Below are 759 nucleotides of genomic sequence, written 5' to 3' on the forward strand. Positions count from 1 at the left end.
TTTTGGGGCTGTAGTAGATAAGCACTATGCTAGACTACTTTTATGAAGATAACCCGTTGTAAACTAAGTAAAAAAGCACAGCGAAGGCTATTAGAGTTTTTCACGGCTGAAGTAACTGCTAGAACAGCCGCAGATTTGCTTGATATCCAGCCTAACAGTGCTGCACTTTTTTATCATAAAATTAGACTTGTTATAGGTCATCATCTCTCATTACAAGCTGATGAGCTTTTTGATGGCGAAGTCGAATTAGATGAAAGCTACTTTGGCGGCGTACGCAAAGGCAAAAGAGGTCGCGGAGCTGCTGGTAAAACAGCCGTGTTTGGTATCCTAAAACGACATGGTAAGGTTTATACCATTGTCGTAGCAGACACCAAACAAACCACCCTAATGCCTGTCATCAAGCGTAAAATCAAGCCTGACAGCTTTGTTTATACTGATAGCTATCGAAGTTATAATGCATTAGATGTGAGCGAATTCAAACATTTCAGAGTCAATCACTCTAAAGAGTTTACTTGTGGTAAAAACAATCACATCAACGGCATTGAGAACTTTTGGAATCAGTCTAAACGAACGCTCAGAAAATATAATGGAATTGATAAGAAGAATTTCCATTTATTTTTAAAAGAGTGCGAGTTTAGATTTAACTATGGGTCACCATCTAATCAGCTTAAAACGCTGAAAAAATGGTGTGATATTTAATCCTTATCTACTACAGCCCCTTAATTTTTATTTATCTCTATTTACTCAATCTATAGCCCC

At 37.5% G+C, this 759-nt stretch carries 1 protein-coding gene; it reads left to right on the plus strand.

The genetic code is table 11. From position 1 onward, the window contains the following. Positions 1-42: 42 nt before the first annotated feature. Positions 43-699, plus strand: a complete 657-nt coding sequence (locus tag JMX63_RS14395) for an IS1595 family transposase (RefSeq protein ID WP_201573194.1) — start codon at positions 43-45, stop codon at positions 697-699. Positions 700-759: the final 60 nt, after the last annotated feature.

It is taken from the genome of Psychrobacter nivimaris, from assembly GCF_904846365.1.
GTDB classification, from domain to species: domain Bacteria; phylum Pseudomonadota; class Gammaproteobacteria; order Pseudomonadales; family Moraxellaceae; genus Psychrobacter; species Psychrobacter nivimaris_B.